Source organism: Saccharicrinis carchari, from assembly GCF_900182605.1.
Classification (GTDB): domain Bacteria; phylum Bacteroidota; class Bacteroidia; order Bacteroidales; family Marinilabiliaceae; genus Saccharicrinis; species Saccharicrinis carchari.
In genome coordinates this window covers 966,615-982,618 of the sequence record NZ_FXTB01000001.1, presented here as the reverse complement: position 1 = coordinate 982,618, position 16,004 = coordinate 966,615, and the positions used below count along the sequence as shown (strand labels likewise).

Annotated in this window: 13 protein-coding genes; 10 read left to right on the top strand and 3 right to left on the bottom strand. The window is 42.2% G+C overall.

Annotated features, from left to right (window positions below):
* The first annotated feature begins 70 nt into the window (after window positions 1-70).
* The 6 genes from FN809_RS03455 (at window position 71) to FN809_RS03430 (ending at window position 9,722) form a co-directional block, all read left to right on the top strand.
* Window positions 71-388, top strand: a complete 318-nt coding sequence (locus FN809_RS03455; protein WP_142532060.1) for a PI-PLC domain-containing protein — start codon at window positions 71-73, stop codon at window positions 386-388.
* Window positions 389-445: 57 nt separating this feature from the next.
* Entirely contained in the window at window positions 446-1,900 is a 1,455-nt protein-coding gene (locus FN809_RS03450; RefSeq protein WP_142532059.1) for a metallophosphoesterase, read from the top strand.
* A 200-nt stretch (window positions 1,901-2,100) separates the two neighbouring features.
* Window positions 2,101-3,720 carry an MGH1-like glycoside hydrolase domain-containing protein gene (locus tag FN809_RS03445; RefSeq protein ID WP_142532058.1) on the top strand — a complete coding sequence of 540 codons (1,620 nt, stop codon included), beginning with the start codon at window positions 2,101-2,103 and terminating at the stop codon, window positions 3,718-3,720.
* A gap of 4 nt (window positions 3,721-3,724) precedes the next feature.
* Window positions 3,725-5,140, top strand: a complete 1,416-nt coding sequence (locus FN809_RS03440; protein ID WP_142532057.1) for a glycoside hydrolase family 125 protein — start codon at window positions 3,725-3,727, stop codon at window positions 5,138-5,140.
* Between the two features lie 183 nt (window positions 5,141-5,323).
* A complete protein-coding gene (locus FN809_RS03435; protein WP_142532056.1) occupies window positions 5,324-8,236 on the top strand; it encodes a GH92 family glycosyl hydrolase in 2,913 nt (970 codons plus the stop codon).
* Window positions 8,237-8,576: 340 nt separating this feature from the next.
* Complete coding sequence (locus FN809_RS03430) at window positions 8,577-9,722, top strand: alkaline phosphatase (protein ID WP_142532055.1); 1,146 nt, start codon at window positions 8,577-8,579, stop codon at window positions 9,720-9,722.
* Between the two features lie 304 nt (window positions 9,723-10,026).
* Here the strand turns inward: FN809_RS03430 and FN809_RS17665 are convergent, their stop codons facing one another.
* Window positions 10,027-10,218 carry a hypothetical protein gene (locus FN809_RS17665; protein WP_185957421.1) on the bottom strand — a complete coding sequence of 64 codons (192 nt, stop codon included), beginning with the start codon at window positions 10,216-10,218 and terminating at the stop codon, window positions 10,027-10,029.
* Between the two features lie 160 nt (window positions 10,219-10,378).
* On the opposite strand from FN809_RS17665, the gene FN809_RS03425 reads away from it, so the two are divergent.
* Complete coding sequence (locus FN809_RS03425) at window positions 10,379-11,317, top strand: ROK family protein (protein ID WP_142532054.1); 939 nt, start codon at window positions 10,379-10,381, stop codon at window positions 11,315-11,317.
* A gap of 78 nt (window positions 11,318-11,395) precedes the next feature.
* On the opposite strand, the gene FN809_RS03420 is transcribed toward FN809_RS03425, so the two are convergent.
* The gene (locus tag FN809_RS03420; RefSeq protein WP_142532053.1) at window positions 11,396-11,752 is read right to left on the bottom strand and encodes a hypothetical protein; all 357 of its coding nucleotides are present in this window, start codon (window positions 11,750-11,752) and stop codon (window positions 11,396-11,398) included.
* A 54-nt stretch (window positions 11,753-11,806) separates the two neighbouring features.
* Window positions 11,807-12,040, bottom strand: a complete 234-nt coding sequence (locus FN809_RS03415) for a hypothetical protein (RefSeq protein ID WP_142532052.1) — start codon at window positions 12,038-12,040, stop codon at window positions 11,807-11,809.
* Window positions 12,041-12,549: 509 nt separating this feature from the next.
* Between FN809_RS03415 and FN809_RS03410 the strand changes: the two genes are divergently transcribed.
* From FN809_RS03410 to FN809_RS03400, 3 genes are all read left to right on the top strand, one after another.
* Window positions 12,550-13,302 carry a type I restriction-modification system subunit M N-terminal domain-containing protein gene (locus FN809_RS03410; RefSeq protein WP_221929344.1) on the top strand — a complete coding sequence of 251 codons (753 nt, stop codon included), beginning with the start codon at window positions 12,550-12,552 and terminating at the stop codon, window positions 13,300-13,302.
* Between the two features lie 609 nt (window positions 13,303-13,911).
* Entirely contained in the window at window positions 13,912-14,478 is a 567-nt protein-coding gene (locus FN809_RS03405) for an RNA polymerase sigma factor (protein WP_142532051.1), read from the top strand.
* A 241-nt stretch (window positions 14,479-14,719) separates the two neighbouring features.
* Entirely contained in the window at window positions 14,720-15,859 is a 1,140-nt protein-coding gene (locus FN809_RS03400) for a FecR family protein (protein WP_142532050.1), read from the top strand.
* Window positions 15,860-16,004: the final 145 nt, after the last annotated feature.

The window sequence follows — 16,004 nt, the reverse complement described above, 5'->3', positions numbered from 1 at the left end:
TAAATAGGGTGTGAGACTTCAATAATGAAAATTGCCGTACAATTTTAAATTCCATGAAATCGAGTGTTATGTGGATACTATATTTGAGCAATGGGATGGTTTTATTCATTTAAATAAAGGCATCTCAAATAAATTAATGCCAATAATTAGTGATCATTGGGGTGATTATTTTAGTTGGAACGGAAATGGAGATATTCCTCTCGAAGAAAAAAAGAAATTACTAAGTATCATCTCTGACGTAAAAAAAGAAGGCTACGTAATTCGCTTTTGGGGTACCCCTAACGCAACTAAAAAGCAAAGAAGGGCTATCTGGACAGAATTGTTGGGTGCCCGGGCTGATCTAATTGGGACCGATTATTTAGATGAGATCAAATTTTTTCTCCATTAATACCCTTCCATGAAATGGTATTTTCAATTTTAATGAAATAGGTAATATTAAATAATTATGAAACATATATATCATTTATCTATCGTTGTTATATTGTTATTTCATATTGGAATAACATTAGCTGGCGCACAAGATAAAGTTGAGCTAAGGTTCAATAATGAGGGTACATTTAAAATCGCACAAATAACCGATACGCATTGGAACAACTCTTCCGACGAATATAAGAAAACAGAAGAAACCATACGTATTGTGCTAAGAGCCGAGAAACCGGATTTGGCCGTTTTAACGGGCGACATTGTTACTGCCGACCCGGCAAAAGAAGGCTGGTTATCGCTGGCTAAAATTTTTGAGGAAGAAAAAATCCCGTGGGCAGTTACTTTGGGTAACCACGATGCCGAACCCGATGTTACCCGTAACGGAATTTTCGAGATACTGGAAGGCTTACCCTACTTTGTTGGGGAGGCCGGAGATGTGCACGGTGCGGGTAATTATGCATTACCGGTAAAAGGCGCTAAAGGAAATAGCACCGCAGCAGTTTTATACTGTATCGATTCCAATGATTATTCCAGTAATCCAATGATCAGCAACTACGATTGGATTCGCTTCGATCAGATTGCGTGGTACCGGAATAAGAGTGATGAGTTTACCGCTGCTAACAATCAAATGCCACTTCCCTCTCTGGCGTTTTTTCATATCCCGCTAATCGAATATAACGAAATAGTAGGGGCAGAAACCACGGTGGGCGATCAATACGAAGGAGTAGCATCTGCCGATATAAACTCCGGTATGTTTGCTTCTTTCATCGATAAAAATGATGTTATCGGTGTATTTGTAGGGCACGACCATGACAATAACTATATCGGAATTCATAAAGGTATAGGTCTTGCTTTTGGGCAAAGGTCAGGTTTCCAGGCATACGGGCAATTGGAGCCGGGCTGCCGTATTATCCGCATGCACGAAGGCGATTTTAGTTATGATACCTGGATCAGAACCCCCAGCGGAACGGATCATATGTATTATTTTCCCTCGGGTCTCGCCGCCTACGATGAGAACACGGAATTTTCACCGGCTAAAAATGTGGGTAAGGTAAAACCCGGGGTAAAATATAAATACTTCGAGGGCGAATTCAGTTCAACTGATGAGCTCTCAGGGCAAACACCCAAAAAGACCGGACTTATCAGCAATATATCCTTGGCAGAAGCGGATGTGACGGACTATTTCGGTTTCGAATACAACGCATTGATCAACATTCCCGTTAAAGGGCTTTATCGTTTTTATACTTATTCAGATGATGGATCGAAATTACTAATCGACGGTAAAGTTGTGGTTGACAATGACGGATCGCACAGTGCAAAACGCGAAGAAGGAGTAATTGCCTTAGACAAAGGGTTTCATGAGTTTAAACTGCTGTATTTCGAAAGTTATATGGGCGAAAAACTGGAAGTTGGTTTTTCGAGTGTAAAAATCAGGGAATGCATCATTCCCGATTCCTTTTTCTTTGTTGAAGAATAAATTGGAGCCTGACAAGTCATTCTCCTTAGCTGTACTTGTGCATGAATGGGTTGCGAAAGGTTGCGGGTTGAATGTCATTTTTCCCGTATTACTCACGCCGAATACTAAGTATCTTGCTACTTGCTACTTTTATCTTGACACTTGACTCAATATTTTTACAGCTCGTCAAGCTCAGCTATAACCATCTTAAATAAATTACTATGGCCATCAATCGAAGAAATTTTTTAAAAGGCGGGGCACTCGCAGGTGCTTCGCTAATTAGTGTTCCTTTAATCGGTAGCAACCAAAATAAAGAACATCAATATAAGCTTCCCTATAAAAACACCTACGTTAAAAATAGTTTTGTAGCCGAAAACGAATACCGCAGGATGACCTCGAACCAATTGGAGCCACCGTCCTTTGCCGATGCTAAAAAAATCCTTCCTTCGCCGTTTTGGAAAGGGAACGATGTGTCCATCGATATGTATTGGAAAGCCTGGGAGATTGGAATCGGCAACGTGCGCAAGCCACAGCCCAATTCAGGTTTTGTAGCCAGTTATCTGGATACGGCCTATAATGGCAATATCTTTATGTGGGACTCTGCTTTTATTACCTTATTTGCCCGTTACGGCAACAGGCTGTTCCCCTTTCAAAAAACACTGGATAATTTTTATGCGCTACAGCATCTCGATGGATTTATTTGTCGTGAGATAATGGCTTCGGGCGATGATTGTTTCCATCGTTACGATCCTGTTAGCACGGGGCCAAATATTATTCCCTGGAGCGAACTGGAGTATTATAACCAATTTGGCGACAGCGAAAGGATTAATAGGATTTTTCCTGCTTTGGCAGCATATAGCCGTTGGCTACGGCTGAACAGAACCTGGCGCGATGGATCGTACTGGTCCAGCGGCTGGGGCACGGGAATGGATAATCAGCCCCGTGTGCCAAAAGGATACAGTATGATTTACAGCCATGGCCACATGGTTTGGTTAGATGCCTGCTTACAGCAACTGATGGTGGATAAAATATTATTGAAGTTTGGGTTTATTCTGGAGCGCTGGCAGGAGATTGAGGATATTGAGGATGAAATCAGTGTGTTGGAGAACTATATCAGGGAGAAACTATGGGACGACCAATCGGGCTTTTTATACGACCGCTTTGCCGACGGCAGCCTGAGCGACCTAAAAAGTATAGGTGCATACTGGGCACTGCTGGCCGATGTGCTCGATAAAGATCAATTAAACAAACTGGTTGCCCACCTTAGCGACACCAGTACATTCAAGCGCAAATACCCCGTTCCCTCCCTTTCTGCCGATCACGAAAAATACCAGGAGGACGGTCGTTATTGGCAAGGGGGCATTTGGGCACCGGCCAACTATATGCTCATCAGGGGATTGCAGAAAAATGATTACAACGATCTGGCTTTTGATATCGCCAAAAGGCATCACGCACAAATACTGGAAGTATATAAAGATACAGACACATTCTGGGAATACTATGCGCCCGAGTCGGCAAATCCGGGCTTGATGGCACGGCCGGATTTTGTGGGATGGACCGGACTGGTGCCCATAGCCGTACTTATCGAATCGATCTTTGGTATCCAGCCCGATATTGACAATAAGACCATTCATTGGCGTGTTAATTTAACCGAAGAGCATGGTATTGAAAGATACCCCTACGGAACGGATGGATCCATCACCTTTAAATGTGCACAACGGGATACTATAAAAAGCAAACCCTATATTGAAGTTACATCTAACGTGGCGTTTAAATTAAACGTGAGTTGGAGTGGAGGAAATAAAGAAGTTGAAATACCAAAAGGGACGACTAAAATTTAATACTATGCAGCGCAGAAAATTTATTACCCAATCAATACTTGGTGCCGGAGCAGTTACCTTGATGCCCAGCGTACTTATGGCCGGTTCAAAAGAAAAGGCAAACCTAAGGCCTCCGGTGTCGAAACGTTTGTTTTTAAGCCAGGCCGTTGAAGAAGAACTGAAAAGAGTGAAAAAGGATATTGCCGATCCCGAGATAGCCTGGCTATTCGAGAATTGTTATCCCAATACTTTAGATACTACCGTGTATTACAGCGAAGCGAACGGCAAGCCGGATTCTTTTATCATAACAGGCGATATCGATGCCATGTGGTTGCGCGATTCAACCGCTCAGGTATGGCCGTACCTGCCATTGGTAGCTAAAGATCCTAAACTGGTAAACCTTTTTAGGGGCTTGATTAACCGTCAGGTGAAAAGTATACTTATCGACCCGTATGCCAACGCATTTAACAAAAATAAGGAAGGCAGTTATTGGGAAACGGATTTAACCGATATGAAACCAGAGCTGCACGAACGCAAATGGGAAATCGACTCACTGTGTTACCCTATCCGCTTGTCGTATCATTACTGGAAAAAGACGAACGACAAGCGACCTTTTAATGCCGATTGGTTTAAAGCCGCCAAGGCCATTGTAAAAACATTTAAAGATCAGCAACGCAAACATAACAGGGGAGCCTATACTTTTCAAAGGGTAACGGAAAAGCCAACAGATACCATGGCCGGTGGCGGGTACGGAAACCCGGTGAATCCGGTGGGTATGATATGCTCCGCCTTCCGTCCATCGGATGATGCTACTACCTTTTTGTTTTTGGTGCCTTCCAATTTGTTTGCGGTAACCAGCTTACGCCAAATGGCGCAGATAGTAGAGCAGCTGTATGGCGATAAGGAGTTTGCAAGTGAATGCAATGCCCTGGCCCTTGAAGTGGAACAGGCTGTAAAAAAACATGCCATCTTCAACCATCCCAATCATGGCGATATATTTGCCTTTGAAGTAGATGGTTTTGGGAACAGGCTATATATGGACGATGCCAATATTCCGAGTTTGTTGAGTTTGCCTTATCTGGACGGAGTGGACAGAAACGATCCGGTGTATAAAAATACCCGGTCTTTTGTGCTCAGCAAGGATAACCCCTGGTTTTTCAAAGGAAAGGCCGCCGAAGGGATAGGTGGGCCTCATGTGGGCGTTGAAATGATTTGGCCCATGAGCATTATTATGCGTGCCCTGACATCAAACGATGATGCAGAAATAGTGCAATGCTTAAAGTGGCTGAAGAACACCCATGCCGGAACCGGCTTTATGCACGAAACATTTCATATTGACGATCCGGCCAATTTTACCAGAAGTTGGTTTGCCTGGGTAAATACGCTTTTTGGAGAGTTGATCATTAAAATACATAAGGAAAAAAAGCATTTGTTAACCTGAGCTATTCGTAAATTTTTCAAAACATGAGTAAAGTTCAGAGCCCCGACATAGTTGAAGTTAAACTTTTGAAAAAAGTTTTAATGAAACGTAGTCGCTACCGGAGGTAGAAATAATTTGTGAAAAAATGTTAGGCGCAGCCAATTATTTGGGCTAAAGCAAGTAGTTTAATCTTAAAATATTATCATGATAAATAAATTGCCCTTGTTGGCCTTTATACTATTTATAAGCTGGAGTTGTGCCGAGAAGCCGCTTATAAAAAATGTGAACCCTTTTATCGGCACCGATTTTCACGGGCACACCTACCCCGGGGCCACCACCCCTTTTGGCGGTGTGCAGCTTAGCCCCGATACGCGCAGGGGGAATTGGGATGCCTGTTCGGGTTATCATTACAGCGATTCAACCATAATCGGGTTTTCGCATACCCATTTGAGCGGCACGGGCTGTATCGATTTGGGCGATGTGTTGTTTCATCCCACCACGGGCGAAATTAATTTGGGGGGTGATGGGTATATTTTTAAACCCTTGAATTTTTCGCATAAAAACGAATATGCCGAGCCCGGCTATTACCGGGTAAAGACTGACAAGGATATACTTGTTGAACTCACGGCTACTTCCCGTGCAGGTATCCACCGATATCATTTTCCCGAGAAAGAAGGTAAAATCGTTATCGATATGGCCCATCTGCTCGACAATGAAAAGATACATAAGGCCGAGCTTAATGTGAGCAATAACTCTGAAATTACCGGGATGCGCTCCACCAAAGGATGGGTGGATAATCAGCAGGTGTATTTTGTGGCACAGTTCTCTCAACCCTTTGATAATACGGATCTTATTTCATCGCGTTCGCTTGTGCCCGATAGCAAAAGCATTAGCGGCGATAGTTTGCAGGCGGTGGCCTATTTTTCCAACACCAATGGTCAACCTGTAGAGGTCAAGGTGGGGATTTCCCTGGTAAGCATCCATAATGCACGTCTTAACCTGGAGAGCGAAGTGGCCGACCTGACTTTTGATCAGATAAAGGACAGGACACAACAAGAGTGGGAGGAGGCCTTATCCACCTATACAATTGAAGGTGCATCCGATGCCGAAAGAACTACTTTTTACACGGCGGTGTACCACACTATGATGGCACCAAATGTTATTAGCGATGTAAATGGCGATTATAGGGGAGCCGATTTGAAAGTATACAACAGTAAGGATAGGCCTGTTTATTCTACTTTTTCGTTATGGGATACCTACAGGGCATGGAACCCCTTGATGACCATTACAGATACGCCCCTGGTCAACGATATGATTAATTCGATGCTCAACTTCTACGATCAAACTGGCGAATTACCTATCTGGTCATTGGCACCGGGCGAAACGGGAACCATGATCGGTTATCATTCGGTTTCGGTTATTTGGGATGCCTATAACAATAATATTCGCGACTTTGATGCCCAAAAGGCCTTGGAGGCCATGGTAGCATCTGCGCATAAAAATAGTAAGGGTACCAGTCCATACATCAATTTGGGTTTTATCCCTTCCGACTCTAAAAAGGAATCGGTGTCGCGCCTGTTGGAGAATGCGTACGACGATTGGTGCATAGCCCAAATGGCCAAAGCACTTGGCGATGAGGCGGTTTATAAGGAGTTTGCCCCAAGAGCCTCCTTGTATAAAAATGTTTTTGATGGCGACAGCCAGTTTTTCAGGCCTCGCCGTATGGACGGTTCATGGGAACCTAATTTTAATCCATATGAAGTAGGCCGGGCTTATACCGAGGCTACGGCCTGGCAATATCGTTTTGCAGTGCCACATGACGTAAACGGGATGATCAATCTGTTTGGCGGCCAGGACGAGTTTATAAAAGGGCTTGATTCCTTGTTTTATACCAATAGAAAAGTGGAAGGCGAGTTAGTTGATATTACCGGCCTGCTGGGGCAATATGCACATGGAAATGAGCCGAGCCATCATATCGCCTACCTATACTCCTATGTGGGAGAGGCACATAAAACGCAACAGTTGGTTAGGCGCTTGCTAAACGAAATGTACAGCGACCAGCCCGATGGCATTATTGGAAACGAGGATTGCGGACAAATGTCGGCCTGGTATATCATGAGCAGTATGGGATTTTATCCTGTTTGTCCCGGGAGCGGACAGTTTGTTTTAACCAGCCCCCTGTTCCCCAAAGCAACAGTAAAACTGGCCAATGGCAATCAGCTGGAGATTACGGCCAACAACCCTTCCGAGAATATCTATATTGAGGATGTGCTTTTAAACGGTGAGTCGCTCGGTAATAGTTTTATCACATACAATCAAGTGATGGGCGGTGGTCAACTCCAATTTATTCTGGGTTCAGATGAGGATATGGTTCGTAGAACTAACACTGCCCCGTTCTCCATGAGCACAAAAAAAGAGGTGTCCATTCCCTACGTTTCGAGCGAGATATCGTTTTTTGAAAACAAAGTGGATATTGTCTGTGGAAGTGCCACGCCCGGAGCCGAGATCAGGTATACTACCGATGGTAGCGAACCAACCGAAGCATCCGCCTTATATACCGAACCGTTTGGTGTAGATAAAACAACAGATATCCGCTTAAGGGCGTTTAAAACGGGGTATGAGGCCAGTTCCATTTCAAATTACACGGCTACAAAAGCAGTCCCACAGGATGCTAAAAAAGTGCACCTGCATAAAAATGGGGTGGCTTACGCTTATTACGAAGGACATTTCTCGGAAACAGCGGATATGTTTAAAACAGGCAGGCTTAAAAAAACCGGTATTTGTCCGGAACCCACGCTGAGCATAGCCGAAATACCGGATCACTTTGGAATAGCTTTTTCGGGTTACATTAAAGTACCGCACGATGGCGTGTATTCCTTTGCAACGACCAGCGACGATGGAAGTGTGCTTTTTATTAACGATCAGTTGGTAGTGGATAACGATATGTCGCACGGTGCAATTACCGCTACCGGACAAGTAGCGCTAAAAAAGGGATTCCATGCCTACAAGCTCCTGTATTTTGAAGACTACGAAGGTCAGTCGCTGACTTGGAGCTGGATACTTCCCGGAAACAAAGCGTATGAAAGAATAAGTCCGGAAGTGCTCTTTATTAAGTAGATAATGCAAGAAAAGGCACAAATTCTCTTTTAAGAACGCTAACTGCCTTCCGAAACGAGTTCGGGTCAGGTGGTGGCAGGCAGCTTGTTTTTTTCTAACCAAAATTGCAAGTACCATGTAAATGGCTCTTCCCTTTGTTCCTGAGAACAAGGGGAAGTACGCCGCCAGAGGCGGTGAGATGGGGATCGTGAGGTGACCTCACTTACAACTTGTAAGTTAAATGTTAAATAAAACACTTTTAAGACAAGCTCTTTTAATTAACCTGCATAAACCTACCTACTAGGCCAAAATATCAATTTAAAAGAATATGCAACTAACTACTTATCTTCAACATGCTATTATGAAATATATTTCAACGTACCTTTTGTTCCTCAGCTTCTTTTTTACTGTTGAATCGTTTGCCCAGATGGTCCAGACCGAGAATGGTTTACGATCGAGCTATACGGGCCATTCCAATCATAAAATAGTTCAGGTGGAACCGGTAAAGGGCAAAAAAGTGAAGAACGTGATATTGATGATTGGCGACGGTATGGGGCTAACACAGCTTTCAACGGCTTATGTCGCCAACAAAGGCAAACTGAATATTCTTGATAATGCCACACATACCGGATTGTCGAAGACCTACAGTGCCAATAAGTTAATAACAGATTCGGGAGCCTCCGGTACGGCCATGGCAACAGGGCAAAAAACAAATTATCATTCCATCGGGGTCGATACCCAAGGAAATGCCCTGCAGTCGCTAACTGATTTAGCTAATAACAAAGGACTTTCCACAGGTGTAGTGGTAACCTGTGGTTTAACCGATGCCACCCCGGCCGCATTTTGTGCCAACAATATCGATAGGGACCGGGAAGAGGAAATCGCACTCGACTATTTACATTGCGATGTGGATTTTATTTTTGGAGGAGGCAGAACTAAATTCAATCAGCGCAGCGATAAGCGCGATTTGATGCAGGAGATGCAGCAGAAGGGATACCAGGTTTGTTACTCCTGGCAGGAGACAAAGCTGGCACAGATGGGGAAAGTATTTGCTGTAATAGAGGATGGGCAACTGCCCCTGGCCGATGAAAGAGGCGATCTTTTTAACAAGGCAATCCTAAAAGCCCTTGAAAATTTAAGTGCCAATAAAAAGGGTTTTTTTACCTTGTTCGAGGGCTCACGCATCGATGATTGCGGGCACTGGAATAAGGTGTCGCAACTGATACCCGAAATCAATGATTTTGATCAAAGTGTAGGAGAGGTGTTGCAATGGGCCGAGCAGGACGGCAAAACGCTGGTGGTGATACTCGCCGATCACGAAACAGGAGCCTTAACGCTTACCGATGGTAATTTATCCAAAGGTGAGGTAACTGTAAATTTTGCCAATACAAGCCATTCCGACATTATGGTGCCGGTGTATTCCTACGGCCCTCAGTCTGAATTGTTTTCCGGCGTAATGGATAACACCGATATTTTCAATAAAATAAAGTCGATATTGAAACTTTAACCCCATGAAACCGGCATGCGCAATGCTTCTCACACTACCTGTCCCGCCAAAGCGGGAGGGAAGTCATTATAAGCGAGTTCCCTGTCTGTTCCACAAACAGGGCATCAAATGCCCAATGAATAAATAATTCAATGGTGTCCGGTTACGAATTTCGATCCAACCGTAAGTTGCATAAAATATAGTGTTATAAGGGTTTGTGAGTTTAGTGGGGCTATCGATCCGCCTTCATGAAAAAGCGTGAAGAAAATCAGCAAACGAAGCGTAAAAAAAGAAAAGCTGTTTGAGAGAAACGAGTTCTTTTCTTTTAGTGTAGAGCGCTTATTTTTAGTTTTTTCATGTCAGCGGCGGCATTTTTTGTTTCGTTTTTGCTGCTGTAGGCAATTATTGCGATAAGTGAGGACAGAATCAAGCTTGCTTGAATTATGTTGAACGAAGCAATAATCTTAAATAAAAAAATGAAAAGCCCGTCGGCTTGAGACAAAATATAATGCTTCATTTAAAGAGTAGTTTTTACCAGACAATACTGAAAATAATTAGAGTATATGAAACGAGCCATGAGAGTTACCTCTCACAAAGAGGAATGACTACTGTGGCGAGTTCCCCCGATGAAAAATCGGGACAGGCTATGTGACAATTGAAAAACAAAATTTAGACACATGAAAAAACAAGCCATAAGCATCGACCTTGGCGGAACGGCCATAAAATACACCCTTGTAAATGAGGCTTTTGAATTGAGCAATTATAAAAGTATCCCTTCGCTGGCTCATGAGTCGGCGGAAAGTGTGATCAATCAGCTGGGTATTGCCATTGAAGATTGTTGCCTTTTTGCCCAAAAACAGGAAGCCAAAATAACCGGCATCGGGATTGGAACGCCCGGCATTGTCGATGATAAATACCGTACCGTGCTGGGTGGGGCCGACAATATTGTTGGGTGGAAAAATATCGCACTAGCCGACATCCTCGAAAAACGATTTAATGTCCCCGTAGTTGTGGAAAACGATGCCAATATGATGGCATTAGGGGAGCTGGCCTCAGGCGCCGGGCGCGATTGTGAAAATGTGGTGTTCATGACCGTGGGAACGGGCATTGGAGGTGCTTTGTGTATTAACGGCCAACTTTTTAGCGGTCATCAGAATAGGGGAGGGGAGTTGGGTCATATCCCCCTGATTATTGACGGAGAGGATTGCTCTTGCGGTTCGGTAGGCTGCCTGGAGCAGTATGCTTCTACCTCTGCTTTAGTCAGACGATTTGCAGAGCGTGCAAAGGAGGCCAAACTTAAATTAGACCGTGAAATTAACGGCGAATTAATCGTTGAATTGTTTAAACAGGAAGATCCAATCGCCGTGCAATCCATCAATGAGCATTGCTATTTTTTGGGACGGGGCGTGGCAGCGTTCATCAACATCTTTAGCCCGCAAAAAGTATTGATCGGGGGCGGCATATCCGAAGCCGGCGACTTTTATATCGATAAAATAGCACAAACGGCTTTTAAATATGCCATGCCCGATTGTGCTGCAAACAGCTTGGTAGAGGGTGCCACATTGGGCAACAAAGCGGCATGTATAGGTGCGGCTTCCTTGGTGTTTAAGCTGTAAATATTTAAGGGTCGATACCAATATGGTACCGACCCCTTTAGCACAAATCCCCAATCGCATTAATCCCCCATTTATATTTTACTTAACGGTAATACCTACTTTTTCCAGCTGCTGACGTTCGCTCCCTTGGTAAAATAAGCCCAGGCACTCGCGCAAATCCGAACAATAACGCATAAATTCGTCGAATAGCTCTTGCTTTTTGGCGGTGGCTTCCTGTGCTTCCCCATCCTCTTTTTCGGCCCTTAGCTTAAGCTGCTCCAGCCTAGCAAGGTCGGCTTTCATGCGGGTTATGTGCTCGGGCCCCATCTCTATCAAGGTTAGTTTTTCCTGAGCAGCTGGTTCAGTTTCAATGGCCGACAAGGTTAAATCGATTAAAGTACGCCATTGGGCATAGTTGGTAGGTACCAATTTATTCATCTGTAAAACATCCATCATGGCCGGGTCTGTTTTAAAAAAATACCTTATCCCACCACGTATCTGCATAAGCCGCTAGTGAATACTTTGCTTTAAGTCGTTTAACTGCCGTGTGGCAACCGTACTCTCCACAATTTCCTTGGTCTGCTTTTTATTGGCTTCATAAGCGTCCTGATAGAGCTCCGTACCACGGGTTAATCTTTCGTCGTTGTAAATGGCGGCAATACGTGCTTTTATGGATGCATTTTCCGAAACACCATAAACTAAAATCCTTCCGTCTTCAAGACGTCCTTCAATTGTTCGTTTCATATTATCTGATTTTTTTCAAATAATCTATTTAACTAAACGCATTTTTGTCTGACAATGTGTCGCTTTTGTGCCTCTATGTAGTGTTTTTGTGCCTCTGTGTAGCACTCCCGAGCCATTAAGCAGCGTTTTATCCGACAATGTGTCGCTTTTAAGCCTCTGTGTATTGCTTTTAAGCCTTTATGTAGCACTTTTAAGCCTTTATGTGGTGTATTTGTGTGTCTATGTAGCACTTTTGCGGCATTTTTTAGTGCTTTTGCGCCTCTAAGAAGTGTTTTGTAAGGCCGGGAGGTACTTTTAAATGATGTTGCGATGTATTTGAATATAGATTTATGATGATCAAATTGGATTTTAACATATTGAATCGATTGCACCATGTAACTATTTAACTTTTATTAATTATGGTTTTTAATAAGCAATACCTATATATCTTTGAAAGCTTATAACTGAAATTTTAGAAACCACATCGGGTGCGCCCATTATTTAGACATATCAAAAAACTAAAACAATATATGCATAACGTAAAAGAAGCAGCCAATTTTATTTGGGCTATTGCCGACTTGTTAAGGGGTGATTACAAGCAAAGCGACTACGGTAAGGTGATATTGCCATTAACCGTATTAAGGCGATTGGATTGCGTTTTGGCAAAGACCAAACCCGAAGTGCTCAAAAAGTTTGCCCAGGTTGAATCGATGAACATCCAAAATATCGATCCTATCCTGAATAAGGTGGCAGGGTGCAATTTTAACAACCGCAGCCTGTACGATTTCGATAAATTGGTGGCCGACCCAAATAACATTGCTTCCAACCTGCGGAACTATATCAACGGTTTTTCTGAAGTGGCAAGGGAGATCATCGAACAGTTCGATTTTGACAATCAAATCACCAAACTGGACGACAATAACCTGTTGTTTATGGTGCTCAAACGTTTTCAGGAATTGGATCTACACCCCGACACGGTTTCATCCATGGAGATGGGGTATATGTTCGAGGAGTTGATCCGTAAGTTTTCCGAGATATCCAACGAAACCGCCGGGCTTCCGGCCAAAAGCGATGGTTCGTTCCTGTTTTTGATGAACCTGATAAGCAAAATGAAACCCGAAGGTTCGCGCCTGGCCATTGTATTTAATGGTTCTCCCTTGTTTTCGGGCGCGCCAAGTGCCAAGAAAAACGAGAGCAGCATACGCCAATGGATTATCGAAAACGACCTACTGAAAGCGGTGATAGCATTGCCCAACCTACTATTCCAAAAACCCCAAGTTTAACATTGCTTTTAAAGGCGGTTTGGATGATATTGTCGCGTACGTCAAAGCGATTGCGACAGCGCAATGCGCCAAATATCTGAGGGGGTAGTTGTATGCATTCCTTTCGTATAATATTCTAACCAACAAATAAAATTAATAAACCCCACCCTCTTGTAAATCAACAGACAAAGTGTCGGTGTTTACAGGGGTTCAGTAAGCGCCTGTGGTAGCACTTCTCCTTCCACAAAGATGTAGGGCGACTTGTTCGATAGAATTAAGGGAGCTTAATCCCGTACCAGCGCAACACAAAACTAAAAAGATTGCTTTGATGGGTCAAAAGGTAGTTGATGCTTTTTGCGAAAGAATTCCCAAACTTAACCAGCTGGGTCTATATTAAATCTAATTCCGGGAAAAAACAATTTGGCATGATTGGAGGGGATGAAAGAACATCTCAGGATTAAATTTTTTTTGCTAACAACGCTTACTGCTGCATAAATCCGGATGTATTGTGCGACTTTTGTGTATTGCCTTGTAGCGGGTAATAAGGTTTTTAGAACAGTTTGTATTTCATTTATAAACGCAAGAGTATTTGGTTAAATTTATTCTTTATATACCTTTGCGCCAACTAAAATGAGTTTAACAAACGACCATATTCAAAGAATTGCGAAGGGTGATTTAATATCATTTAAAGAGATATATGAAAATATGTTTTATTCCCTTTGCTTGTATGGTTATAAGATGATTTCAAACGAAGATGTTGTAAGGGACATTGTTCAGGAATCATTTATTTCTGTTTGGAATAAAAGGAGTGAGTTTAACTCATTGGTAGGAACAAAATCCTACTTATATACTGCTGTTCGAAATAATATCTTAAATCACATACGAGATTCTAAAACAGTTTCAATTGAGCAACATACCTTCAAAGAAGAGGAGGAGAGTGCGGAGTTTAATTCGCAAATACTAAAAGAGGAATCGTATAAGTTAGTGCGGGATGCTGTTAATAACTTACCGGATCAAACGCAAAAAATTATCATGTTGACTCTAAATGGTTGTTCAAACCAGGAAATAGCCGATGAATTGGAAATTTCAATTAACACGGTAAAATCTCTTAAAAAGGTGGGCTATGCAAAGCTGAGAAAGAAATTGCATAAGTATGTGTTTGCTCTGCTTTTTATCTCAGATATCCTTAATTCGTAAGCCCTTCTTAACCTGGACCATTCATAAATTTCTCAAAATATGAATAAAGGCCAGGTTAACCCCGACTTAGCTGAAGTTGAACTTTTGAAAAAAGTTTTTACGGAAGCTTAGTCGCTGTCGGAGACAGAAATAATTCTTGAAACAACGTTCGTCGTAGTCAATTATTTGGGCTAAAAAAATTCATTTTTTGACACACCCTCTTTTTATTTTTCGGGTATATAGATAAATCTATATTCAAAAAATGGGATCAATAACATATTTCTTAGAGCGAGCTAAAGTTTTGGCAAAACAAATATTGTCAGAAGAAAAATCGCAATCTGATATAAAGGATTCTGAGATTAATGACCTGCATGCTGTTGAGAGCGGAAAGTACGAAACATGGAGAAATGCTTACATACAAAAGTTTGATAAAAAAGAGTCATGGCAATACATTGAGAATACCATTCAGTTTGAAAAGAAACAGCAAACAAAAAATAATCGATTGTTAAGGACTTGGCGCTCAGTTGCCGCAGCTGTTTTATTGGTTGCTTTGGGAACTGGAGCCTATTTTATATTCCAGGATACTAAACCACAGGAAACAGTTTTAGGTTTGCCCGGCGAATCAGTTGCCGTTTTACAGGTTGAAAATCAGGGAAAAATCAATCTGTCGGATCAAGATACTATCATTCATTTTCAGCAAGTAAAAGGACAAATAAATTCTGGTAAGTTAGTTTATTCTAATACCGATAGTAATCAAGACAAATTCGAGATTCACACGATAAACGTGCCAAGTAAAGGTGAGTATTTTGTGCAATTGTCGGATGGAACTAAAGTTTGGTTGAATGCTGAGTCGTCATTAAAATTCAAATCTAAGTTTGTTGGGAAGCAGCGTGTTGTCGAATTGCAGGGAGAGGCCTATTTCGAAGTTGCAAAGGATCCTGAAATGCCATTTGTGGTTAAAACAGCACATACTTTTGTAAAAGTGTTGGGAACGAAGTTTAATCTGAAAGCTTATGCTGATGAAGATTATACCTACACTACCCTTAATGAGGGAAAGGTTAGTCTTATAATGGACGATAATCAAAAAGTAATATCACCCAATGAACAAGTTGTTTTTAATAAAATCAATAAGGAATACACTACAAAAACAGTTGACGCATCCATTTATTCAGCATGGACAGAAGGACGGCTTTTGTTTAAAGATGAGAGATTAGAAGATATCTTAAATACGCTAAGTAGGTGGTATGGTCTTTCTGTGTTTTATAGGGATGCATCAAAAAAGGACGAACGTTTTTCTATCAGTGTTAATCGTTATGATGAAATTCACCCCTTAATCCGTCATTTAGAATTAACAAGAAGTGTTCAAATAGAAATTAATAACTCGGCATTGATTGTTGAATAAAAAAATGGGAAAGAGATACTGCGAATATCCCTTCCCCCGTAAATTAAATCATAGACGAACCATTATTTAATCAATACAAATTTATGGAAAAATTTGCAAAAATGTTTCGCATTTTCATGCGGAAGCGAAATCAAACAATCAAAGT

What these genes read in the sequence shown, in the direction of transcription:
- FN809_RS03400 (WP_142532050.1), top strand. Translation starts at nt 14,720, where the DNA reads ATGGGATCAATAACATATTTCTTAGAGCGAGCTAAAGTTTTGGCAAAA.
- FN809_RS03440 (WP_142532057.1), top strand. Translation starts at nt 3,725, where the DNA reads ATGCAGCGCAGAAAATTTATTACCCAATCAATACTTGGTGCCGGAGCA.
- FN809_RS03435 (WP_142532056.1), top strand. Translation starts at nt 5,324, where the DNA reads ATGATAAATAAATTGCCCTTGTTGGCCTTTATACTATTTATAAGCTGG.
- FN809_RS03415 (WP_142532052.1), bottom strand. Translation starts at nt 12,040, where the DNA reads ATGAAACGAACAATTGAAGGACGTCTTGAAGACGGAAGGATTTTAGTT.
- FN809_RS03410 (WP_221929344.1), top strand. Translation starts at nt 12,550, where the DNA reads ATGCATAACGTAAAAGAAGCAGCCAATTTTATTTGGGCTATTGCCGAC.
- FN809_RS03450 (WP_142532059.1), top strand. Translation starts at nt 446, where the DNA reads ATGAAACATATATATCATTTATCTATCGTTGTTATATTGTTATTTCAT.
- FN809_RS03445 (WP_142532058.1), top strand. Translation starts at nt 2,101, where the DNA reads ATGGCCATCAATCGAAGAAATTTTTTAAAAGGCGGGGCACTCGCAGGT.
- FN809_RS17665 (WP_185957421.1), bottom strand. Translation starts at nt 10,218, where the DNA reads ATGAAGCATTATATTTTGTCTCAAGCCGACGGGCTTTTCATTTTTTTA.
- FN809_RS03425 (WP_142532054.1), top strand. Translation starts at nt 10,379, where the DNA reads ATGAAAAAACAAGCCATAAGCATCGACCTTGGCGGAACGGCCATAAAA.
- FN809_RS03420 (WP_142532053.1), bottom strand. Translation starts at nt 11,752, where the DNA reads ATGATGGATGTTTTACAGATGAATAAATTGGTACCTACCAACTATGCC.
- FN809_RS03430 (WP_142532055.1), top strand. Translation starts at nt 8,577, where the DNA reads ATGAAATATATTTCAACGTACCTTTTGTTCCTCAGCTTCTTTTTTACT.
- FN809_RS03405 (WP_142532051.1), top strand. Translation starts at nt 13,912, where the DNA reads ATGAGTTTAACAAACGACCATATTCAAAGAATTGCGAAGGGTGATTTA.